Below are 23,457 nucleotides of genomic sequence, written 5' to 3'. Positions count from 1 at the left end.
GTGCTGGGTAACAGAATACGCCTTAGTGGAGGCTTGAGCCGTATGCAGTGAAAGTTGCACGTCCGGTTCTTAGGAGGGCGGTACTTGGTGACAAGTGCCGCCTATCCGACATAAACGTGCTGAAAGTGAGCAGGCTATAGGGTCACGGGCTCAATTTCTTTAAGGCGCCAGTCTTTGTCGCATCGATCAAAACTTAAGATGAGTTCAGTTCCTTTATCTGAAAACGTATAGATAAATGATCAAACTTTATTGAGTGCCGACAACGGACTCGCAGCATGGATGTTTCGCTTAAGCGTTCATAGATGAGTTAACATTTTTTGGTGGAATATTGAATAGCACGAGCTGTTGGTAAATGTAAAGGGGAGCATAGAGTGGAGGGATTGACTGAAAGGAAAAAGCCCACTCCGAGGAGTGGGCTTTTAAGCTGGCTTTAACTTTTGCAGGGAAAAAGCGAACACTTTAATTATATCGTAACTGTAGCAATTTGTATCATTAAAATCGATCGAAAACCACTTGAAATCGCCTATCTATAGGCTTTTTTACTGATTTTGAGATATTTGTATATCTGGAAATCTTCTCAAAGCACATCTCATAAAGAACTCGGCGTTAAGTTAAGTAGATTTTTTACTCAAGCTTTATAATCTGCTTTAAATTAAGCAGTAGATTGAAACGGCAATGAAAGATAACAAGCTCTGCCAAGGGAGTGTTGACAAGCTTGCTACCGCTTCACCTTTTACTTAACCAATACTCAGTTCAAGCCTAACGCTATAAAGCGTTAGTAAAGATCTGACAGATCTCTTCATGGGTTGCTTGTTTAGGGTTGGTGAATCCACAGGCATCTTTCAATGCATTGTCTGCTAGCGTTGGAATATCTTCAGCTTTTACACCAAGCTTTGTTAGGTTTTCTGGGATTTTGACAGCAACAGATAGCGCTTTAATTGCTTCTAATGCAGCTGCAGCTCCCTCTTCATCGCTCATTGCAATGACATCGACACCCATCGCTTTAGCAACGTCTTTTAAGCGTTCAGGTACCACTTGTGCGTTGTAGGCTTGTACATGCGGTAATAACAATGCGTTACATACGCCGTGTGGCAGGTCATAGAATCCGCCTAACTGGTGCGCCATTGCATGCACATAACCTAAACTCGCGTTGTTAAATGCCATGCCTGCTAAGAACTGTGCATAAGCCATTTGCTCACGTGCTTGAATGCTTTGACCATTTTCAACCGCTTCGACAAGGTTACCTTGGATAAGCTCAATGGCTTTAATCGCACAGGCATCCGTGATTGGGTTTGCAGCAATTGAAACATAAGCTTCGATTGCGTGAGTGAGTGCATCCATACCTGTTGCAGCTGTTAAGCCAGCAGGTTTGAGCAGCATCAATTCAGGATCATTAACGGATAAAAGTGGCGTTGTATTTTTGTCGACGATGGCCATTTTAATGTGGCGACTTTCATCAGTGATGATACAAAAACGCGTCATTTCACTTGCAGTGCCAGCTGTAGTGTTAATCGCGACAAGTGGTAGTTGTGGCTTAGTAGACACATCCAGACCTTCATAGTCTTTAATGCTGCCACCGTTAGTTGCCACTAATGCGATGCCTTTAGCGCAATCATGAGGAGAACCACCACCCAGAGAGATGACAAAGTCACAATCATTTGCTTTGAGCAGCTCAAGGCCAGCTTCAACGTTACCAATAGTCGGGTTTGGTTGTACACCATCGAATACTACCGCTGCAATACCATTGCTTGCGAGCTTATCCGTGACTTGAGCAACCAGTCCGATATTAACTAAAGGCTTGTCTGTCACAATTAGAGCATTCTTAAAGCCAAGATCTTTGATATCTGCAATAGCTTCGGTAACCGCGTCTTTGCCTAAGATATTGACAGATGGGATAAAAAATTTAGCAGCCATAAAATTCACCTATACGCTTAATGTTAAAAGTTGTTATATCTTCTGGTAATTAAAGTACCAATACTGATGCGATAAAGGTGTGATCTGGCTCTTAATTAGCCCTTAAACTAGTGGAAATGACTCCAAAATTCGATCTAGGTAGCTAATTCTGTAATTTTATGACGTTGACAGCTGCTAATTTCATCATTAAACCCCCTTTATGTGGCCCAAGTGCTCTTTATTGAAGCACTGTTGCGTTTTTTTTGTGCAAAAAGCCAATCACCCTAAGTCTAATTATCATTTTATAACTGAGGAGGCAACGAGCTCTTGCTGGTTTAAGTTATTGATTTTCATTAGCAGAGAATTGTCACCTCATTGAAATAAAACTGTCTTTAAGCTGTTACTTGTTGTTGGCATGGTTACTGCTCCATCTAGAGAGTGGGTCACTAAATTCAAGGAAGACAAGTATGGGGCTAGAGAAGTTACTGTATTTGCAAGGTGTCGGTGCCGAGTTTGTCAGTTGTAGTGGCGAGAATATCTATACTCCAGAACAAGATCGCATCGGGATTTTACGCTGCATGTTGGATGCTGGTATTACTGACAACCAACAACGCCTTAGCGATGATATGGTTGCGAGCAAAACCTTCGAGCTCGATGCACTGCCATGGACCCAACCATTGCCGAGTTTTCAGCACTGCAGTATCAATGCGCCTTTGCTCAGCCTTTATTTGCCCGAAAATACTAATGACTTGCTGAATATTCATCTACAACTTGAAAGCGGTGATGCTTATCAATTCTCTCTTTATGCCGCTAAGCTGCACTGTCACATTGGCGGTTTGGTCAATGTAGTGGGTAATTATCAAATGGGTGCAGTGGGATACCTGCATTACCAATTGTCGATGACTCAAGCGCTGTTGCTGTCTGCTCTTGTGCGCACTGAGCCAATGTCCGGCGCTGAACTTCCTTATATTGGACTCGGTTATCATCGAGTAAGTATTGAGTTGGAAAACTCCACCATTAAAGGCGAGGCCGTTTCTGGTACTTGGTTAGTTGCGCCCGCAACGACCTATCAAGGCAGTCCTAGTCGCACAACGTTAAACGATAGATTGTGGGGCCTTAGCATTCAGTTGTTTAGCCTACGCAGTGATACCCAGTGGGGTATTGGTGATTTTGCTGATCTGTTATCTCTCATTGCCGTCGTCGCCAAAGAGGGCGCGAGTTTCATCCTACTTAACCCTTTGCATGCGCTTGATATTGCAAGCCCGCAAACTTGTAGTCCCTACAGTCCATCTGATCGACGCCGGTTAAACCCGCTCTACATTAATATTGAGATGGTGCCTGAATTTGAGTTGTTATTGCGACAAAAGGCTAAAGGGACAATTGACTCGGGTGATGTTGAATTTGAATCCGAGTTATTGGCAACTAAGGCGCTGGTTAACGCGACAGATTGGCTCGATTATCGTTTGGTCAGTAGCCACAAATACCGTATTTTTACTCAGTTATATCAGTTGTTTGTATCAGGTCATGTTGAGCCTATGAGTGCGCGGGCACGACGCTTTAACGCTTTTATCGCCGAAAAAGGCGAGGCGTTAATGCAGTTCTGTGATCAGCAGGTGGCTGACACACAAAGTTTAAGCGAGTTTGAAGGCCTAGATAACCGCTTTTTTGCCTATCTACAGTTTGTTGCTGAGCAGCAATTATCCCAATGCCAAGGACACGCTAAACAGCTTGGAATGTCGATTGGCTTAGTACGCGATCTCGCTGTTGGCGCCGCGGCAAACAGTGTTGAAGTCCAAGCGGGTAATAATCCCTTTTGCCAACAAGCCAGTATCGGCGCGCCGCCAGATCCATTTGCACCCCAAGGTCAAAACTGGGGGCTGACTCCGCTCGATCCTATTGCCCTTAAACACAGTGGCTATCAACATTTTATCTATCTGCTGCGCGCCAATATGCAGTCTTGTGGTGCGCTGCGGATCGATCATGTGATGTCGCTGTTGCGCCTATGGTGGTGGCCCGCATCTGCGGCACAGGGTAATGGCGCCTACGTTTATTATCCACTGGATGCGTTACTGGCCATTTTGTGCATTGAAAGTCAGCGAGCACGCTGCCGCGTCATTGGTGAAGATTTAGGGCTTATTCCGCCTGAGATAGTCAGCAAACTCTTTGATGCGGGTGTGCTGTCAAATGATCTGTTCTATTTCAGTAAGCAAGATGATGCTTTTACCTTGCCCGAAAACTATAAACCGCAAAGCTTGATGATGCTGGCTAATCACGATGTGCCGCCGTTATTGGCTTGGTGGCAAGCCGATGATCTTCATCTTAGACACAAGATTGGCCTTATCGACACTAACACTGATAAAGACAGTCATCTTCAACATGCGCTGTCACATCGTCAGAATGAAAAGCAGCAATTACTCACGCTGCTGTGTAATGCAGGCGCATTGAGCCATAGCGATATCAACACCACCGACTATTCAACATTATTGCCGGCTTGGATCTCCGTTTGCGCTGCGGGTACTGCCGCATTGTTTAGTGTGCAGTTGAGCGATCTAGTGCAAGACAATCAACCGGTAAATATCCCTGGTACTTGGCTTGAATACCCCAATTGGCAGCGACGTATGCCAGTTACGCTTGAAGTCTTAGCCGCTGCGACGAGTGTTAAGGCGCTGTTTAAACACCTTAGGCTGGCGCGAGCATCCGCGAGTGTAACCGATGCTCAAACTCCACCTTGCCCGACAACATTGTCACCACAATCTAATGGATTAAACCGCTATGACTAACAACGCTCCCGAATTTCAACATGGTTCCGCTGTCGCCTTGCTAAACGGTGAGTTTGTCGATGTGTTTTCGCTATTAGGGATGCATGCAAGTGACAACAGTAAATCACTTACGGTGCGTTGTTTTTTACGTGGCGCGGTGAGTGTTGAGGTGATTTGCATTAAAACGTCTCGCAAAGTGGCCAGTTTAACTAAAGAGAATGATGAAGGCCTGTTTAGCGGCAAAATGGGCCGCAGAGTTAAGCCATTTCTCTACAAATTGCGAGTTCAATATCCTTTATCTGAGGTCGATATTATCGACCCTTATCAATTTGACAGTTTACTCGCTGCTGATGACCTCTATCTTTTTGGCGCAGGAGCTCAGCAACAAGCTTATCGATTTATAGGGGCTAATTGGCGTGAATGCCAAGGCGTTGCTGGTGTGCTGTTTTGTGTTTGGGCACCTAACGCTAAACGGGTTTCTTTAATCGGTGATTTCAACCATTGGGACGGCGCTGTTAATGTGATGCGTCAGCATCTTGCTAACGGTGTTTGGGAGATTTTTGTGCCCAATGTGGCGGCTGGTGCTTACTACAAATTTGAGATCATCGATGCCAATGGCGCTTGCATCGAAAGAGCCGACCCATATGCCAAAGCGATGCAACCCGCCCCGGGTAATGCCTCGGTGGTGAGCAGTGCAAAGGCTCATGTTTGGCAAGATGAACAATGGCTTGCTGAGCGTAGCCAAAAGGTGTGGCATCAAGCGCCCATGTCCATCTATGAAGTGCACTTAGCCTCTTGGCGCAGGCAAGGTGATGATGGTGCTAAGTATCTTGATTATGCAGCACTAACGCTGCAGCTGCTCCCCTACCTACTTGAGATGGGCTTTACGCATCTGCAGTTAATGCCAATCAGCGAGTATCCGTTCGACGGTTCTTGGGGCTATCAGCCCGTGGGGCTATATGCGCCGACTTACCGTTTCGGGGATATGAATGGTTTAAAAGGCTTTATTGATGCTTGTCATCAAGCGGATATTGCGGTGCTACTTGACTGGGTACCCGCACACTTTCCAAAAGATCCCCATGGATTATGCCAGTTTGATGGTACGAGTTTGTATGAACATGATGACCCGCGCCAAGGTGAGCATCCTGATTGGGATACATTGATCTACAACTATGAACGCGGTGAGGTACAAAGTTATCTGCTGAGTAACGCTTGCTACTGGCTGGAAGAGTTTCACTTTGATGGGCTAAGGCTCGATGCCGTGTCTTCAATGCTGTATTTAGATTACAGCCGAGAAGCGGGGCAGTGGTTACCCAATGCTAATGGCGGACGAGAAAATCTAGCCGCGATTAGCTTTCTACAAAATTTGAATCAACGCATTTATAGCTGTTTCCCGGGGGTTTGCATGATTGCCGAGGAGTCGACAGCTTGGCCTGGGGTAAGCCATATTATCGACCAGCCGTTAGCGGAGTCGATAGATAGCAACACCCAACATAATTTGGGCTTTGGCTTTAAGTGGAATATGGGCTGGATGAATGACAGCCTGGGGTATTTAAAACGCGACCCTATCCATCGACAGCACCACCATCATGAGTTTAGCTTTAGCCTCGTCTACCAATATACCGAGCAGTTTATCCTAGCGTTAAGCCATGATGAAGTCGTCCATGGTAAAGGCTCATTACTGCATAAAATACCGGGAGACGATTGGCAGAAATTTGCCACGTTAAGGGCTTATTACGGTTTTATGTGGGGTCACCCGGGCAAGAAATTATTGTTTATGGGCGATGAGTTTGCTCAGCGAGATGAGTGGAACCACGATGTAAGTTTAGATTGGCATTTACTGCAGTACGCGCCTCATTCGGGGATGCAATCTTGGGTTAAAGATTTAAATCAGCTCTACAAAGCATCCTCTGCCCTGTGGTTAAAAGATTGCGACCCCAGCGGTTTTAGCTGGTTAGATTGTGACAATGCTGAGTCGAGTATTTTCAGCTTTATCCGCTATGGGGCTGATAACACTGATCAAAGTGAGGCTGGCAATAAACACCCGCTGGTGTTTATCGTTAATATGACGCCAGAGGTGCATTACGGTTTTAGAATTGGGCTTGCTGACAATAGCGATGTTGTTGAAAAGCTTAACAGTGATAGCGCATTTTATGGCGGCAGTGACGTTGGCAATCAAGGTGTTATTAGCGCAGAAGCTAGCCCTTACCAGGGGATGCCTTATAGCGCGTTGGTGACGGTTCCGCCGCTATCGTGCTTAGTTATAGGTCAGGCGTAAGTGATGCAAACCACAGTAGGGCGACCTTATCCACTCGGTGCCACGGTAGATGAGCATGGCGTTAACTTTGCCCTGTTCTCGGCCCACGCCACCGCGGTAACCCTGTGTGTGTTTGATAGCGCAGGCGAGAATGAACTCGCACGTTATCCGTTGACGCAAAAAAGCCAGCAAGTGTGGCACCTGCATATTGAATGTTCGGACAAGGCGTTGGTTTATGGTTATCGAGTCGATGGCCCTTATGAACCTCATTCTGGTCACCGTTTTAATGCCAATAAACTACTGCTCGACCCATACGCCAAACAGTGGCTGGGTCAATTTATTGAACATCAAAGCCACTATGGCTATTGTGCTGATCATGCTCTAGAAGATCTCTCTTTTGACGAGTGTGATAACGCAGCATATATGCCTAAATGCAAAGTGCTTGATACCTCCTTACTATCCGTAATTTCCCCTTTACGTGCGTCAGCAACGCCTATTACGAATGATCTCACCGGTCACATTATTTACGAGTTACATGTTAAAGGCTTTACCCAGCTTTGCAGCGAGATAGATGAATCACTTCGAGGCACATACCTGGGGCTGGCGGAGCCTAGTGTGCTGCGTTACTTAACGGAATTAGGGGTTACCTGTGTTGAGCTATTGCCGGTACACAGTTTTATCAGTGAAGCATTTCTACAAGATAAACAACTGACTAACTATTGGGGCTATAACAGCTTAAGTTTTTTTGTGCCTCAGCATCAATATCAAAGTGACTCTCTCACTGCCCCAACACCTATTGAACAGTTCAGAAACATGGTGAGTGCACTGCATGGCGCTGGTATCGAAGTGATTTTAGATGTGGTTTATAACCACACCGCCGAGGGTAACCGTCTTGGACCTACCTTGTGTTTTAAAGGTATCGATAATCTGAGTTATTACGGGCTGCTCCCGAGTGATAAACGGTTTTATATCAACGATACCGGCTGTGGTAATACGCTCAACATTAGTCACCCCAAAGTCTTGCAGTTGGTCATGGACTCGCTGCGTTACTGGGTCGAGATTATGGGGGTTGATGGTTTTAGGTTTGATTTAGCCAGTTGCCTAGGTCGAGAAAGCCATGGTTTTGATAAAGGCGCCGGATTTTTCGATGCGATAGCGCAAGATCCTCTGCTTAATAAAGTCAAACTGATCGCCGAGCCTTGGGACATCGGGCCCGGAGGCTACCAGTTAGGGGGGTATCCGCAGGGCTGGAGTGAATGGAACGATCGTTATCGCGATACGGTGCGGCGTTTTTGGCGTGGTGACTTTGGCATGCTACCTGAATTGGCTCGCAGGCTACATGGTTCGAGCGACTTGTTTGAACATGCGGATAGAAAGGCAAGTTCGAGTATCAACTTTATCACCAGTCATGACGGTTTTAGTCTGCACGATCTGGTCAGTTATTGCCAAAGGCATAATGATCCTAATGGCGAACAAAGCCGCGATGGGCACCAAGAAAATCATAGCCATAATTATGGTGAAGAGGGAGAAAGTAACAGCGCTGATGTGAATGCTCAGCGCCAGCGTCAGGTGAGAAACATGCTCACCACATTAATCTTGTCCCAGGGCGTACCCATGCTGCTCGCGGGAGATGAAATAGGCCACAGTTTAAACGGCAACAACAATGCTTATTGCCAAGATAACGCGACCAATTGGCGTGACTGGTCAAATACTGCCGAGCAGCGCAGTTTACTGCATTTTGTAAAACGTCTAATTGGGATTAGAAAGCGTTTCTGCGGTTTATACCCTCAGCATTTTATTCACCAAAACGTATCGACAAACGGCGGTGGGCTAGGTTGGTTCTGTCGACAAGGCGAACCTATGAATAAGCTGCAGTGGGGCGATGCTCACACGCGCAGCTTGAGCTTGGTACTTTGTGGTGAAGTTACCGCTGAACATTCAACAGCGCCAGAGCAGCAGGCGTTACTGTTAATGCTTAATGCCGATGATCAAAGCTTGCTATTTAATGCCCCGAGTATTGAAGGTTACGGCGAGTGGCACTGCTTATTGCAGACGCAAACCAATGACGACATAACGTCGAGTACCGTCGCCATTGAGGGGATGGCTCCCTTTGTGCCACAGGCCTTTTCTCAGCCAGAGCTGGGCTTAACCAACACTGAATCAAAAATAGACACTTCATCTCCACCTTTCACTCAGAGCTATCAGCTCAAAGAGCGAAGTGTGATGTTGTTTTATGCCCAACTTAAAGGAGCAACCGCATGACTGCACCTGTAAAGACGACCACCACCAAAGCCAAGCCGGTGAAGGCCACTTTGGTGAATGATAAGCCGACTGAAAATAGCCCATGTGAGCCTTGCGATGCATTTCATCTGGTGATGGCGCGGCATATTAATAATGGTTTAACGCGTGACGAGTATGAAAAACAGGACCTGTTTCAAGCGCTGGCGACCACGGTAAAAGAGCAGATGTTAGGCCCTTGGCGACAAACCCGCATTGATGATGTTGCGCAACAGCGGAAGCAGGTGGCCTATCTGTCACTGGAGTTTTTGATGGGGCGTGCGCTGGGCAATGCGTTGCTTAATCTCGATATTGAGCAAACCAGCCGTGATGCATTAAAGGATTATGCGGTAACGCTTGAAGAGGTAGAGCAACAAGAGCATGACGCTGGGCTGGGCAATGGTGGCTTAGGGCGCTTAGCGGCCTGCTTTTTAGATAGCTGCGCCAGTATGAACTTGGCGGTGACAGGCTATGGCATTCGTTATGAATATGGCATGTTTGCCCAAAAGCTGGTGGAAGGTTTTCAAGTAGAGCGTCCGGATCGCTGGCTTAGAGAGGGGAATCCTTGGGAAGTCAGAGCCGCACAATATAATGTTAAAGTGCCTTTTTTTGGCCGAACCAGCAGTTATATCGACCCCAATGGACGCTGTAATGTCACTTGGGTTGATAGGCAAGATGTGCTTGCAGTGGCTTTCGATATGCCAGTACCGGGTTATCAGAATGGTCGTATTAATACCTTAAGATTGTGGAAAGCGGAAGCAACCGATGATTTCGATCTCACCGAGTTTAATCAGGGGGATTACAGTGAAGCCGTGGCACGGAAAAACATGGCTGAGCAGATCACCATGGTGCTCTATCCAAATGATGCCAGTGAAAATGGCAAGGAGTTAAGGCTACGCCAGCAATACTTCCTGTCGTCTGCTAGCTTACAAGACATTCTTAACACTTGGGTCAGTCTGCATGGCAATGACTTTAGTGATTTTGCCACGTTCAATGTGATGCAACTGAATGATACGCACCCCGCTATTGCGATACCTGAGTTGATGCGTTTACTGGTTGATGAGTACTTCCTTGAATGGGATGACGCATGGCAGGTTACAACGCAAACCATGGCCTATACCAACCATACATTGTTACCTGAGGCGCTGGAGCGCTGGCCGGTAAAAATGATGCAGCATATGTTACCGCGGATCATGGAGATCATTTTTGAGATAAACGCGCGTTACTTAGAGATAGTTGCTCATCAGTGGCCTGGCGAACCGGTAAAACTGGCTGATATGTCAATTATTGAAGAGGGCGATGAGCCGCATGTACGCATGGCGTATTTAGCCATTGTGGCCAGCTTCTCTATTAACGGTGTTGCGGGTTTACATACTCAGCTGCTGACCTCAGGTTTGTTCAGTAATTTTTATCAGCTTTGGCCAGAAAAGTTCAACAATCGAACCAACGGTGTAACACCAAGGCGCTGGCTTGCACAGTGTAATCCTAAGTTAAGTGCATTGCTCTGTAAGCGCTTAGGGGATGAATGGGTGACTGATTTAAGTCACCTAAATGCGCTTAACGCCTTTACCGATGATGTGGATTTTATTAAAGAGTGGGCGGCTGTTAAGCAAGCCAACAAGGCGGTGTTGCAACAGTTGATCCGCACCGAGTGCAATGTTGAATTTGATCCTGAGATGATGTTCGACGTGCAGGTTAAGCGTATTCATGAATATAAACGCCAACTGCTTAATATCTTGCACGTTATCCATCTCTATCAACAGATTAGGTTGGGTAACACTGACAACTTAGTGCCCCGTTGTGTGCTGATTGGTGGCAAAGCCGCGCCAGGTTATGCCATGGCTAAACTGCTGATTAAACTGGCCAATAACGTTGCGCATATGGTTAATTCTGATGCGGTTGTTAGCCCCTATCTGCGATTTGCCTTTCTGCCGAATTATAACGTCAGCGCAATGGAAAAAATTTGTCCGGCAACGGATCTGTCTGAACAGATCTCAACCGCGGGCAAGGAAGCTTCAGGCACTGGCAATATGAAATTTATGATGAACGGTGCGTTGACCATAGGCACCTTAGATGGCGCCAACGTAGAGATGCTGGAGGAGGTGGGCCATGAAAACTTTTTCCTGTTTGGGCTTGATGCCAGTGAAGTCACGCAATTGCGACAGGACGAACAATATCAACCACAGTCGTTTATTAATGCTTCAAGCTCCTTATCAGGGGTAATGGAATTATTAGAAAGTGGTCACTTTAATCTGCAAGAACCCGACATTTTTGACTCGATTATCAATAGCATTAAAAACCCTGATGATCCCTGGATGACCGCGGCTGATTTTGAATCTTACCGCCTAGCGCAAGTCGAGGCGGCTAATAGCTACAAAGATCAAGTGAGTTGGACGCAAATGAGTATTAGAAATACTGCGGCTAGCGGTCGCTTCTCAAGTGATATGACTATCGCCGGATACCGTGATGAAATTTGGAGAGCGTAATGAGCATTCTGTTAATAAAGCCTATCAATAACGTACGTTCAAGGAGTGAACCAGTATGAGCAATGACCCACGCTACATTAGTAATTTAACGCGCGATACCTATGCCATTATTCTTGCGGGTGGCAGGGGCTCTAGGCTACACGAACTCACCGAATGGCGTGCTAAGCCGTCACTGTATTTTGGGGGTAAGTTTAGGATCATCGATTTTCCATTATCGAACTGCGTTAACTCTGGGATCCGCCGTATTGGGGTGGTGACGCAATATAAGTCACACTCGCTGATTCGCCATGTGATGCGGGGCTGGGGCCATTTTAAGAAAGAGCTGGGCGAATCGGTTGAGATTTTACCGGCTTCACAGCGCCATTCTGAAAACTGGTATCAAGGCACAGCGGATGCTGTGTTTCAAAACATTGATATTATTCGTCACGAAATGCCGAAATACGTGATGATTTTGTCGGGCGACCATGTTTACCGCATGGACTACGCGGGGCTTTTAGCCACACATGCTGAGTCGGGGGCGGATATGACCGTCTCTTGCCTAGAAGTGCCCACGCCTGAAGCGGCTGGTGCATTCGGCGTTGTTGAGGTTGATGAGTCTGGACGGATCTTAGGATTTGAAGAAAAACCTGAATTGCCAAAACACCTACCTGAAGACCCTGAAAAGTGTTTAGCGTCCATGGGCAACTATGTATTTAACACCGAATTTTTATTCGAGCAGCTTAAGCGTGATGCGCAAAACGAGCACTCTGAGCGCGACTTTGGTAAAGATATTATTCCGTCGATTATTGAAGATCACCAGGTCTTTGCCCATCGATTTAGAAGCGCATTTCCAAATGAAGAGGCTTATTGGCGCGATGTCGGTACGCTTGACTCATTTTGGCAGTCCAATATGGAGCTGTTGTCGCCCACGCCAGCGTTAAACTTATACGATGCTAAATGGCCTATTTGGACCTATCAAGAGCAGCTGCCCCCGGCAAAATTTGTCTTTGATGACGACGACCGACGTGGCATGGCACTCGACTCGATTATTTCGGGGGGCTGCATTATCTCTGGCGCAACGGTGCGCCGCAGCGTGCTGTTTAATGAAGTGAGGGTTTGCTCATACTCATTGGTTGAAGACTCTGTGATCCTGCCTGACGTGGTGGTGCTTCGAAACTGTAAGATTAAAAATGCCATTATCGATCGCGGCTGCATCATTCCAGAGGGCAGTGTGATTGGCTATAACCTTGACCATGATCGTGCCAAAGGTTTTAGAGTCTCCGAGAAAGGTGTGGTGCTGGTCACGCGAGACATGTTGGGTCTGCCAGTGGGGTACGAGTAAACCATGGCAAATGAACAACCAGCAGTGAATGTTGCAAGCCATATTGGCAAAAAAACTCATCAAACAAATGATAAAACTGAGTATAAGAACATGGCCAGAATATTGATGTTAGCGGCTGAAAATGGTGCTGTCGAAGGCGGTAAAGTGGGCGGCATGGCGGACGTTATCAGGGATCTGCCACTCGCGTTAGCAAAGCTCAACGTTGCCGTCGATGTGGCGATGCCCAGTTATGGTTTTTTGGACCGTGCAGCTAATGCGCAGTGGCTTGCAGACATCAATGTTAACTTTACTGGACGAGAAGAGCAGGTTGTTGTCTATAAAGCGGCTCATCCGAGTCTGGATAATCGCTATTTCTATCTGTTCTCACATCCATTGTTTAACACAAATGGCGAGATCTATTCCCAAGGCGATGCAGCGCGTCCTTTTGCAGATGATGCGACTAAGTTTGCCCTGTTTAGTTTATCTGTCGCCAAGGCATTGAGTGATGATTTGTTAGCCATTGCCGCGGATAAGCCAAGTAAGGTGATATCGCCAGTGCCCGATGTGATTCATCTACATGACTGGCACTGTGGTATTTTTGCCCTGTTGCGGGCATTTGATCGCGATTTACACTCACTGCAGGCGTTACCTTGTGTATTTAGTGTTCACAATTTGGCAATGCAAGGTATTAGGCCGCTACGCAATGATAGTTCTTCACTGACGGCTTGGTTGCCGACGTTAACGGATAAGCTGAGCGAGCAGCAATTTTCAGCTATTACTGACCCAAGGTATCCCAATTGTGTTAGCCCGCTGCGAGCCGCGATTGTCTTGAGCGATAAGGTGCATTTGGTATCACCCAGTTATGCCGCAGAGGTATTACTGCCTTCAGCACATAGCCGAGGTTTTTTTGGGGGTGAAGGGCTGGAAGCTGACTTGCAAGTAAAGCTTGAGCAGCAAAGTCTTATTGGTATTTTGAATGGTTGCATGTACCCCGACCAACCATTGAGTCAAACGGCAGACGTGGAGGGCGAACTGTCAGCTCCGCGGCTATTAACCCTTAACGATTGGCAAGCATTGTTAGCGACAGCAGAGTCAGCCTTACTGCGTTGGCAAATGGGTAAAGAGCATGTCAGTAGTCAGGATTTTGTGGCGCAGTCTCGCCTGAATCAATGGCAAAAGAGCGCGAGTAAACAGGTGAATAATGGCGTTACTAGCGGTGTAGCTCGACAATCGGTATCGCCGCAAGATTCAGCATTAACCAGTGAGACTGATTTTTTAATGACGTCAGTAGGTCGACTCACCGATCAAAAAGTGATGATTTTACGTTATCGTTTTACCGATGAAGTGGCTGAGATCTTTTGGCGTGGCAAAACAGTATTACAAGTTTTACTTGAGCGTATGGCCTTGCTAAAACCTAGCGGTAAGTTTGTGTTGCTGGGTTGTGGTGACCTTAACATTGCACGTGAATTTAGCAATATGGCTGCTCGTTATGCTAATTTTATTTTTCTTGACGGCTATGATGAAGAGTTGTCGAAGACGCTATATCAATATGGTTCCCTGTTTCTGATGCCAAGTTCCTTTGAGCCTTGCGGCATTAGTCAAATGCTAGCAATGCGAGAAGGGCAGCTTTGTTTGGTCAATAACGTGGGTGGACTTAAAGATACAGTGCATCATTTAGAAACGGGATTTGTATTTGAAGGAGATAATGTGTTTGAACAAGGCGCTGCGCTAATCTCTACCTTTGAAGGTGCTATGGCGCTATATCAGAGTGATAAATGGCATTCAATGGAACGACTCGCTAAGCAGCAACGTTTTGACTGGCAAAGCCAAGCGGTTAAATATGTAGAGCAGCTTTATTGCGTTTAAGCTGGGGTTTATATTTAAAGCCTTTAATGAAACCGTTAAAGGCTTTTTATAAACCGACTACATTCTGTTATGAAGGAGCGAATAAGAGCACCGCTGCGATTGGACTGCGAATCCGCTACAGGTTTTTATTAACTCAATGGCGTCGAGTATTTGATGCCATTTACAGATAAGAACTGAGACAAGAGCTACAAATTAGAACGGTAAATTAGAGCAACAAGCTAGCATCAATTTCGTGGTATTGACCTGTGGAGTCGATCAAGGATTTTGCCGTTAAACCTGGAACGCCATACACTTGGGTTTCAACGCCATACTTTTGGTAGATTTTTAGCATCAACAGATCGAAGTCGCCATCACCTGACAGTAGAATTACACAATCAACATCACTTGCGGCTTCCATAATGTCGATAGTGATCCCCACATCCCAGTCCCCCTTAGCCGAACCGTCACTGCGTTGTATAAAAGGCTTGAGCTTGACCTCAAAACCTATGTGTTTCAGCGCATCTTGGAATTTTAACTGACCGTCATCGCCACGATGAATGGCGTAAGCTGTAGCATTGGTTATCTCGCCTTCATAGCCAAGGTGTTGCCAAAGTTTACGGTAATTAAATTGACGACCGTAGGCTTGTCGGCAGGTGTAGTAGATATTTTGTACATCAACAAACAAAGCAATTTTTTTCACAGGATGACCATTTTTAGAAAGTAGCGCTCAAGACAATACATTAGGCAGGTAAAGGAGTGAAGCGTCGCGAGAGATTAAAAGCAGATAGTTAATGCTAGAGACTGCTGAGCATAAGCAAAGGTTATTCCCATCGCACCCAATATAGAATCATTCGGTGGCAGTATAAAGTGCAGTAGGTAAGCGGCGATTAGACCCAAATGTCGATATTGACGTATCTATGACTGCTATTTTTGCGTCTACGCTCATAGGCTTCGACTTGAGGATTGTCAGTGGCTTGCTCTTTGGGGGCTGCGCGTCGGTCAGCAAAATACTGACCATTAATATTAATGGTTTCAATCACTCTAGGGGATATTTTAGGCTTAATCATAAGCTTAACCGTCTTATCTGAGGTTAAAGACCACTTACTTTCAACCAATTGAAGATACTCTTAATTGTAGTAGGGTTTTACAAAACTGTGTATTTAGAGAGGCTAAATTGTCCAAAATTAGGTTTAGGTTTAGGTTTAGGTTTAGGTTTGGTTTATGAGTAGGTTAATTTGTTCTATGAAGCCAAGGAATTTATTACAGCGTCTTTTAACATTAATCCATTTGTCCTAGCTTGAGATAGGAGATTTTGCACAAGGTGACTGACACAAAAAAGGGCTTACGCGAGTAAGCCCTAAATTTAGATAACCACTAACACTACAACTGCTTTAGCTCCTGCTCTGCTATGGCTTTATCGAGCTGAGCCTCTACATACCCTGGTGACTTAGTCGCCCCTGAGATCAATCGATACATGGCGGGGATCACCAGTAGCGTGACTAATGTGGCGAATGCCATGCCGAAGAACACGACTGTACCGACGGCAATACGACTTTCTGAGCCTGCACCCGTTGACATAATCAAGGGTATTGCACCAATCAGTGTGGTAAAAGCGGTCATTAGAATCGGGCGCAAACGTCTTGCCGATGCGTCAATAATGGCTTGTTCTATCTCCAAGCCTTTATCTCTAAGCTGGTTGGCAAATTCAACAATCAAAATGCCGTTTTTGGTCACCATACCGATAAGCATGATCATGCCAATTTGGCTATAAATGTTCAGCCCTTGACCGGTTAAATATAACCCTAAGAAACCACCGAATATGCCCATAGGCACGGTGAACATCACCACTAACGGGTTGATAAAGCTTTCGAATTGCGCAGCCAGCACTAAATAGGCGACGAGTAGCGCTAAACCAAACACGATAAATATGCTGCTCTGGTTCTCTTTGAAGTCTTTTGACTCACCGGTATAAGCCACTGAAATATCGCTTGGCAGCATCTCAATTGCTTTTTGATCTAAAAAGTCTAACGCTTCACCTAAGGTGTAACCTTCGCCTAAGTTGGCTTTAAGGGTTATCGACTTCTGTTTATTGTTGTGGCTTAGCTTTTGCGCTGAAGCGACCTCTTCAATATGGGTGATAGTGTCTAACGTAATTAGCTCCCCTTTAGCTGAACGCATATAGATCTGGCTGAGATCGGCAACGCTGTTAAAGCTATTTTCATCACCACGAAGATATACGTCATACTCTTCACCACGCTCGACAAAGGTGGTTTCACTGCGGCCACCTAACATGATCTCTAGGGTTTCAGACACTTCTGCCACGCTAACGCCCAGTTCAGCTGCGCGTTCACGATCAACCGTGACCACCAGTTCTGGTGTGGTCTCTTTATAGTCAATTTCAGGGCTTTCTAGGATTGGACTGTACAGAGCTTCCTCTTCCAGCGCGGTCGCCCATTTAAATAACTCTTGGTAATCAGAGCCCCCTAAAACGAATTGTACTGGTTCGCTCGAACCGCCCCTAAAGCCAGGCAACATTGGGCGCACCATTACATCGGGGATCCCTTTTAAGGCTTTGGCAATGACGCCTAGCGCTTGTTGGGCATTGATGTCACGCTCGTTCCAATCTTCTAGCTGAATAATCACAAAACCAGTTTGATCGCCAGCACGACCACCAAAAGCGGGGGCTTGAATACTAAAGGACTTGACCACACCTTGGCCTAATAGCGGCATGAGTTTCTTTTCGGCTATCTCCATATTGGCCGCCATACGGTTGTAACTGGTCCCTTCTGCACCCTTGATAAAGGCGAATATCACCCCTCTATCTTCCTGTGGGGAAAGCTGAGCGGGCACTTGATTCATCAAAAACCAACTGCCTAAAATACAAGCGATAATCACCAGTGGTGCCGCTAATCTTAATGACACCGCTTTGCTAACCATGCGTCGGTAGAACAGTTCTAGACGCGCGAACATGGACTCTATCCAAAGATTGAAACGATTCGGCTTAACATTTGCTTTTAGCAGTTTGCTGGCCAGTACCGGCGTTAAGGTTAATGCGACAATCGAGGAAAAAATAACTGACACTGCCAACATCACCGAAAATTCAGTAAATAGCAGGCCAACCATGCCTTCCATAAATGAAATGGGCAGGAACACCATCACCAGAACAGCGGTGGTGGCGACAACGGCAAAACCAACCTCACGCGTACCTTTGTAAGCCGCAAGGAGAGGGGGTTCCCCTTTTTCAATATGGTGGAAGATATTTTCAACCACCACAATGGCGTCATCGACCACTAAGCCAATGGATAAAATTAGCGCCATTAAGGTCAATAGGTTAATCGAAAAACCCAGAGTATTAGCGGCGATAAAGGCTGAGATCAAAGACACTGGCACGGTAACGGCAGGAATAAGCGTGGCGCGTGCTTGGCCGATAAAAATGTACAGCACCAATATCACCAGTAAAGCCGTTACCGCTAAGGTATTAAACACTTCATCAATAGAGCGGTCGATAAACACGGTGGAGTCATAGTCGACGATTAACGTTGTCCCTTCTGGAAGAAACTGCTGAATGCGGTCAACTTCTTTATGCACATCTTGAGCAACCTCAAGTGGGTTGGCATCGGATTGCGGCACCACACCTAAACTGATATTGACGACACCATCACTTTTAAACGTCGAATTTTCGTTCTCTGCACCAATAAAAACATTGGCCACATCTTTTAAATAGACCGGCGTGCCGTCGCTTGATCTGCGCAGTACTAGGTAGTCAAAATCTTCAGGTTTTTGATATAGCCTTGCCGTTCTTACGGCCATCACAGTGGTGTCATTTCTGACTTCACCGCCAGGGGTTTCTACGTTCTCTTGATTGAGAACCTTAATAATGTCGCTGGCAGTCACTTGCCTGCCCGCCATGAGTTCTGGCTGAAGTTGAACGTACATGACTTTATATAAGCCGCCAGAGATGTCGACGCTACTCACGCCGCTGATGAGGCTGAATCTGTCTTCAAGTACGCGCTGGGCGTAGTCGGTAAGTTGAGTTCTATCCATTATTGAGGAACTCAAGTTAACGTATACCGAGGGCTCACCGGTGCCGTTATCTTTTGAAACGATAGGATCTTTTGCTTCATCTGGCAGCCGGCGTTGAGCGCGGGCGACAGCATCACGTACATCGCTGACCCCTTCCGTTAGGTTCCATCCTAAAAAGAAGGTCACCGTTATCCGACTCATGCCGTTACGGGTCACGGACTCAATTTGGTCTACGCCGCTAATACCGGTAAGTTCATCTTCTAATGCGGTGGTTATTTGACTCTCCATAATGGTCGCCGAGGCGCCGTCATAGGTGGTCATCACTGTGACGACTGGACTTTCAACGTCAGGCATTTCACGCACTGAGAGCTTACTAAACGAGACTGCGCCAAATACACACAGCAGTAAGCTTAAAACAATTGCCACCACGGGACGTTTGACGGATACATCTGATAACCACATTTAAATGCTACCTCGTGCTTGTTCTGTATGCTGTTCAGCTTCTTTGGCAATCACTGAGGGGGTTAAATCTTCGACACGTAAACCATCGCGCATATTGACCAGCCCTTGTACGACGACCTTATCGCCAATGGCTAAGCCATTAGTGATCAATACTTCATTGTCGATGCGGGCGCCCAAGGTCACTTTAGTGCGCTTAGCGATATTGTCTTCTCCAATGACATAAACAAATCGATTGGTACCGGAATACTCTAATGCTTGCACGGGAATAACCGGCTCAGAGACTGTCGGAAAAACCAAGGTGGCAGACATCATCATGCCAGGCTTTAGATGATGATTAGGATTGGTGAACTGGACCCTAACGCGCAAATTTAAGGTGTCTTGGTTGACGCGGGAATCGATTGCAATGACTTCACCGCTAAAGTGGGTATCTGGCCAAGCACGGCTAGTGGCTACCACGGTCATTCCGGGACTGAGTAAGGCGAGGTAATGCTCAGGGACTTGCAGATCTAAGCGCATACTCGACAGGTCGTCGAGGGTGATGAGCTCGGTTCCGGCCGTCACCATCTTTCCTTGGCTAAAGTCGATTAAACCTGCAGTTCCCGAGAAGGGGGCTATTAAATAATGGTAATCCAAGTCGGCTTGGGCTGCTGCGAGTCTGGCTGTTGCCATATCAACATTGGCTTTTTGTGCATCAATCTCAGTCTGGGTAATGGCATTGCGGCTAATCAGTTTTGAAAACTCTTTGAGTTTGCGCTTTTCATCCGCGAGGTATGAAGCGGTTTCTGCAAGTGCTGCTTGCGCTTTTGCATCATCAAGTTGAATGAGTAGTTGGCCTTCGCTTATCTCTTGGTCTGAACTGATATTAATCGCACGTATTTTTCCCGCGATTTGTGGTGCTATAAACACTGACTGTTCAGCATCAAGTTTACCAACGAGCGATAGCGATTGTGCTAAATCATGTTGCTCAACAGTCCCGGTGATCACGGGGACAGTACGAACTGCTCGCTCTTTTGAAACCGGTTTTTTAGCCTCAGATAAACGGCTATACGTCAGCGTACCGGCCAGTATCAGCAAGAGAGGAATGAGAAAATATGAGGTTTTCATGAGTGATTACTTAAGGCTGCCGAAGTTGGGTGTATTTTAAGAAAAAAACAGCCTCAGTAGGGTAAAGCAATGTAAAGTAGAGAAAATTAGCGTTTAGTTATTTACAGTCTCGGTACAAAAAGCCTGCTGAATTAACGTATAGGTCACATTTATTGAGCTTGCGTATCATTTGTCGCGCTGTAAGTTAGTTTTATTGAGTAATGAAGCGCAGATAAGCGCACTGACTGACAGAGTGTGTTAAATGAATAGTGGTTAGAGAACCAATCCAAATGAATTAGGTGGCTGTCACTTATTGACTGCCACCATTCTGCTTTGCTTACTATCTAGCTTAGGGACTTTTTATTGATTAAGGCTATTTGCCTGCAGTGTTTCACGTGTTCCGTCATATAACCCGCGTATAAGCCGGTTATTTTCCAGTAATAGCAGTTCACCTGATTTACCGACTTTTATGCTGCTATCGACGGCAATGACTTTGTTGTGGAACAGACCTAAGACCCGTTCTTGGGAGGTGTGTCCGACCACGATATGATTAACGTTAAAGTGTTGCAAAATGGTATCCAGTTCAGCTTCGGTAAATGTTTCTGAAAAGTAGCCTCGATACCAAGTTGGTCCGTTTCCAAAAAAAAGGAAATTGAGTAAGTCATCCGCCTTTAGTGATTTTTTCGAAGCATCCACATTAGCTCGATACAGTGCATTCGCTTTGTCTAAGGTTAGCTCTCGACTGATCCATTCGCTGCTGATCCCACCATGCATATACAGCACATCGTTGATCTTGATAATGGTGTTCTTACTTCTTAACCACTGACCTATTTCAGTATCTGCGCCGTAGAGCTTGTTATAGGGGCGGTTAATGAGGGTTGTGGCTATATCATAACGCTGGTGTACATAGCGTAAGTCACCGCCGAGTACCATCTGTTCATGATTGCCCATTAATAGATGTACCATGCCGCCAGCGTCTCGTGCTTGTTGGTCGAGCTGATACATAAACCACAGCACTTCATTGACTTGATGGCCGCGGTCAAAAATATCTCCCGTCATCACCATATGCCCCTCGCCGAAGGCCCAATTTCCATCACTATCAATAATCTTTTGCTTTTTAAGCAGAGTCAGCAGAACGTCATACTGGCCGTGTACATCACTTAACGCGACCACCTTTTTAATACCTACGTAAGTGTCAGGCATGAGCTGCTTAATCTCGCTTGAGAGCTTAGTCTCGGGTAAATCTCCACAATGCTCGGGTCGATTTACTTGCAGCTTTTCTATCGAGGTCGTTTTGAGTTTGTTGTCACAGATCCAGTAAGCCGTGCTTTGACCAGATATCGGTGTTATCACGTAAGGGCCATCAAACTCAGTTGCAGTATTGGCAAGTGCAAGTGGGCTCAGCAGCGTTAGACCCAGTACTGCAAGGCAATAAATTTTATTCATTTTCTACTTCTTATTCTTTTTGAACAAATGACTACCAACCGATGAGGTATCGGCTGCGTTTACTTAATAATTTTTTGATCAACACGGCGATCATATACGAAATGGCGACCACAATAAGCGTGACAATTAACGTGGTGAAGATGTTGCCTTTACCTGCTAGGCCGAACAAGTCTGGGCTATCGTAGATCATCCACCAAGGCGTAGTGAGCCACGGGTGGATAAAGTAAATGGCAAAACTCACCTCCGCTAACTTTTGCAGTGGCGCGATTGAGATATGTTCAAACTTGTTCAAAATGGCCAAGATCACTAATGTCAGTAGCAGTTTTTGCGGTAGCATTAGATCGGGCACGGTCATTTCAAATGGGGATTTATTAAGCACGCCAGCACCAAAAAATTGCGCTTGAACCAATGCCAATGCAATTGCTGAAATAAACATAGGGATCCAGTACTTATCAATAAACGGGAACAGCTTATCGCGATGTGCTGATCCCCACACCCCCAGTAAATACACCGGGAGAAAGTAAACTAAGGATTGAATAGCATTAAGGTTGGAAATTGGCCGATGCACCATGACGGCAATAGCAAGCAGCGCAACAGCCCAATACATGACGTGTTGTTTTTTAATTAAGTACATTACCCACGGTGACAGGGCAAAAAGCATCATACCCATTGGAATATACCAATAGGCAGTTAATGTACGCCCGGTGATGACATACCAGCTTGCAGCCTCTGCAGGCGCAGTGATATCGGCATAAAGTACATGTAATGCAGGCTCGGTTCCAACGGTGAGATGCCAGACAATCCAAGGTAGCGACAGCAGTAAATAGGGCAGAAAAACAAACTTAGTTTTGCTCTTCATGTATTTTTTATAATCCCAGCGGTTATAAAACACATGGTGAAACAGAAAGCCTGAAATAAACACAAAAAAGACCGTGCCATTCATCATTAAATTAAACCAAGCTTTGTCGGCAAAAGTTTCAATTTCCCATCCGGCAGGACGGTAGCAGTGCGCCATAACAATAAAGATGATGGCGATACCACGAAAATGATTAATACTGTTTAAAAATTTTTTAGGTTTTATATCTTTAGCTGCACTAGCGGTTTGAGAGGGCGGCGTATTGTCTTGTGGCTGAGTAATTTTTTCATCCATGGTATTTACACTTATTGTTATTCCACTGATTTATAAACTAGCATCTCATAATTTGAGCTTATTTTGTTGTGAAATTGAAAATAAGCTGTGATGAGTTATTTTTGGTCTTATTCAGCCGACTGAAACTATGAGAGCGTCAAAGAGAAATCATTTGGTAGTAATCCCCAGACACGTGATTTTAAATTATCTACAGGATCAATCATTGGGAAATATTAACAATGGGGAAAGTGAACTAAGGTGGTGTGGATTGAGTATGTCGCTGAAATTGCTTTAGCTTTACAAATCGATGCAGACATAAATTGATGTGTGGCAGAACTGTTTCGGTAAGGTCTAGATTATTGAAATAAAAACAGAGGCCTAAGCCCCTAATGCCGATCAGTTAGTCAATATTTGATCGGTTGACCGATCTTCTCAGCATGCGAAAATCCGAATGTATTCCTTACATTCGGATTTTTTATGGACGTATCTCAAGCACT

The 23,457-nt window shown here is 45.7% G+C and carries 13 protein-coding genes; 6 read left to right on the top strand and 7 right to left on the bottom strand.

What is annotated here, in order from left to right; translation table 11 throughout:
• Nucleotides 1-765: 765 nt before the first annotated feature.
• Entirely contained in the window at nucleotides 766-1,914 is a 1,149-nt protein-coding gene (yiaY, locus tag L2729_RS20525; RefSeq protein WP_101090576.1) for an L-threonine dehydrogenase, read from the bottom strand.
• Between the two features lie 446 nt (nucleotides 1,915-2,360).
• On the opposite strand from yiaY, the gene malQ reads away from it, so the two are divergent.
• The 6 genes from malQ (at nucleotide 2,361) to L2729_RS20495 (ending at nucleotide 14,838) form a co-directional block, all read left to right on the top strand.
• Entirely contained in the window at nucleotides 2,361-4,673 is a 2,313-nt protein-coding gene (malQ, locus tag L2729_RS20520) for a 4-alpha-glucanotransferase (RefSeq protein WP_248989933.1), read from the top strand.
• Complete coding sequence (gene glgB, locus L2729_RS20515) at nucleotides 4,666-6,930, top strand: 1,4-alpha-glucan branching protein GlgB (protein ID WP_248989932.1); 2,265 nt, start codon at nucleotides 4,666-4,668, stop codon at nucleotides 6,928-6,930. The genes malQ and glgB overlap by 8 nt, the downstream gene beginning before the upstream one ends.
• A gap of 3 nt (nucleotides 6,931-6,933) precedes the next feature.
• Nucleotides 6,934-9,171, top strand: a complete 2,238-nt coding sequence (gene glgX / locus L2729_RS20510) for a glycogen debranching protein GlgX (protein ID WP_248989931.1) — start codon at nucleotides 6,934-6,936, stop codon at nucleotides 9,169-9,171.
• Nucleotides 9,168-11,672: a glycogen/starch/alpha-glucan phosphorylase gene (locus L2729_RS20505; protein ID WP_248989930.1), complete on the top strand. Its 2,505-nt coding sequence runs from the start codon at nucleotides 9,168-9,170 to the stop codon at nucleotides 11,670-11,672. The genes glgX and L2729_RS20505 overlap by 4 nt, the downstream gene beginning before the upstream one ends.
• A gap of 55 nt (nucleotides 11,673-11,727) precedes the next feature.
• Nucleotides 11,728-12,993, top strand: coding sequence for a glucose-1-phosphate adenylyltransferase (gene glgC / locus L2729_RS20500; protein WP_248989929.1), 1,266 nt, complete (start codon nucleotides 11,728-11,730; stop codon nucleotides 12,991-12,993).
• Between the two features lie 105 nt (nucleotides 12,994-13,098).
• A complete protein-coding gene (locus L2729_RS20495) occupies nucleotides 13,099-14,838 on the top strand; it encodes a glycogen synthase (RefSeq protein WP_428848271.1) in 1,740 nt (579 codons plus the stop codon).
• Between the two features lie 205 nt (nucleotides 14,839-15,043).
• Here L2729_RS20495 and L2729_RS20490 read toward each other — a convergent pair whose 3' ends face one another.
• From L2729_RS20490 to L2729_RS20465, 6 genes are all read right to left on the bottom strand, one after another.
• Complete coding sequence (locus L2729_RS20490; RefSeq protein WP_248989928.1) at nucleotides 15,044-15,517, bottom strand: LabA-like NYN domain-containing protein; 474 nt, start codon at nucleotides 15,515-15,517, stop codon at nucleotides 15,044-15,046.
• Nucleotides 15,518-15,704: 187 nt separating this feature from the next.
• The gene (locus L2729_RS20485) at nucleotides 15,705-15,884 is read right to left on the bottom strand and encodes a hypothetical protein (RefSeq protein ID WP_248989927.1); all 180 of its coding nucleotides are present in this window, start codon (nucleotides 15,882-15,884) and stop codon (nucleotides 15,705-15,707) included.
• A gap of 313 nt (nucleotides 15,885-16,197) precedes the next feature.
• Nucleotides 16,198-19,302 (bottom strand): multidrug efflux RND transporter permease subunit, encoded by a 3,105-nt coding sequence (locus tag L2729_RS20480; protein WP_248989926.1) that lies wholly within the window; start codon nucleotides 19,300-19,302, stop codon nucleotides 16,198-16,200.
• Entirely contained in the window at nucleotides 19,303-20,406 is a 1,104-nt protein-coding gene (locus L2729_RS20475) for an efflux RND transporter periplasmic adaptor subunit (protein ID WP_248989925.1), read from the bottom strand.
• 339 nt (nucleotides 20,407-20,745) lie between these two features.
• The gene (locus tag L2729_RS20470; RefSeq protein WP_248989924.1) at nucleotides 20,746-21,831 is read right to left on the bottom strand and encodes a shewanella-like protein phosphatase; all 1,086 of its coding nucleotides are present in this window, start codon (nucleotides 21,829-21,831) and stop codon (nucleotides 20,746-20,748) included.
• A gap of 31 nt (nucleotides 21,832-21,862) precedes the next feature.
• Nucleotides 21,863-22,981 carry an acyltransferase family protein gene (locus L2729_RS20465; protein WP_248989923.1) on the bottom strand — a complete coding sequence of 373 codons (1,119 nt, stop codon included), beginning with the start codon at nucleotides 22,979-22,981 and terminating at the stop codon, nucleotides 21,863-21,865.
• Nucleotides 22,982-23,457: the final 476 nt, after the last annotated feature.

The sequence above is a fragment of the Shewanella gelidimarina genome (assembly GCF_023283945.1).
GTDB classification, from domain to species: domain Bacteria; phylum Pseudomonadota; class Gammaproteobacteria; order Enterobacterales; family Shewanellaceae; genus Shewanella; species Shewanella gelidimarina.
This window is presented reverse-complemented; position numbering and strand designations above follow the sequence as displayed.